Below are 1,388 nucleotides of genomic sequence, written 5' to 3'. Positions count from 1 at the left end.
GGCCCTCGGCGACGTCGGCCCGCAGCGAACGCCCGGGCTCGGGCGCGGGCAGCCGCTCCTCGGCCCGGATCCGGGAGAGCAGGGCCGCCGAGACGAGGAAGCCGAACGCGTCGGCGACGATCGCCAGCGGGGCACCGAGCAGTTGGACCAGTCCGCCGCCCAGGCCGGGCCCGGCGATCTGCGCCGAGGACCGGACCGTCTCGATCGCCCCGTTGCCCGCCACCAGGCGGTCGCGCGGCAGCAGCACCGGGAGGAAGGACTGGTGGGCGACGTCGAAGAAGACCGTCGCCACCCCGGTGACCAGGGCCACCAGGTAGAGCTGGAGCAGGCCGAGCACGTCCAGCGCGGCGGCCACCGGGATCGAGCCGACGGCGAGGCAGCGCAGCACGTCGGCACGGACCAGGACGGGAAGCTTGCGCATCCGGTCCAGCCAGGCGCCGGCGGGCAGGCCGACCAGGAGGAAGGCGGCGGTCTCGGCGGCGGTCAGCAGGCCGACCTGGAAGGGCGTGGCATCGAGTTCCACCACTGCCACCAGGGGCAGTGCGACCAGGGTGACCTGACTTCCCGCCTGCGCCGCGACGGCCCCCGAGAGCAGGAGGCGGAAGTCGCGGCGGGCCGACGGACCGGTACTGGGCAGGTGAGGCGTTTCGTTCATCAGTACGACCCTCGGTTACCGATTCGCTACCGGGCAACCGGCTGGCCGGATTCCGGCCCCCGCCCGAATCGGCCGGATACCGCCGGTCGCTCAGCCTTCCCTCACCCGCTCCTTATCCGGCCGCAAGGGGCCGGAACGGGCACCCGCGGGCACGACCAGCGGCGTCGCGCCGAGCGGTCTTCCCGTTCGGGATGTCCACTCGGATGTCCGCTATTCGGACCATGGATTTCAGCCAGCGGACGCCCGCCCTCAACTTGGCCGGAACCCGGGGAGTGCTGACTTTCCGTCACCTGGCAGTGGTGCGGCCGTGATATCGGCACACGCACGCGGCCCCCGGACCGGGGTCGGTCCGGGGGCCGCGGGGCCTGCGGGGGCCTGCTGGGACGGCCGTCAGGCCGAGCCGAGGACGGCGTCCGGGGTGCGGCCCGCCTGGGCCTGCTCGATCCGGGCGACCAGCATCGCGGCCAGCCTCCGGGTGCCCGCCACGTCCACCGGACCGCCCTCGGTGGTGACGGTGGCGACCACCGTGCCGGCGCGCAGCACGATCGCCACGCCGTCCCGGCCCGCGAGCTGGCCCTGGAACGCGCGGCTCTCCGTCCCCAGCAGGCCGACGTCGGCCGGGCTGTACTTGGTGGCGTCGGCGTAGGCGCCGTACGCCTCCTTGTACCGGTCCTGGGCCTGCGCCCGGCCGGGCAGGGTGTCGACGCCGAAGCGCACCACCACCTCGCCGGAG

General features: G+C 74.4%; 2 protein-coding genes. Both read right to left on the bottom strand.

The window, feature by feature from the left end; genetic code table 11:
• The coding region (locus VR45_RS33950) for an MFS transporter (protein WP_045943755.1) at nt 1–655 on the bottom strand (655 nt) is incomplete at its 3' end.
• Nucleotides 656–1,045: 390 nt separating this feature from the next.
• The coding region (locus VR45_RS33945) for a hypothetical protein (protein WP_045943754.1) at nt 1,046–1,388 on the bottom strand (343 nt) is incomplete at its 5' end.

This window comes from Streptomyces sp. NRRL S-495, from assembly GCF_000966955.1.
Lineage (GTDB): Bacteria > Actinomycetota > Actinomycetes > Streptomycetales > Streptomycetaceae > Kitasatospora > Kitasatospora purpeofusca.
This window is presented reverse-complemented; position numbering and strand designations above follow the sequence as displayed.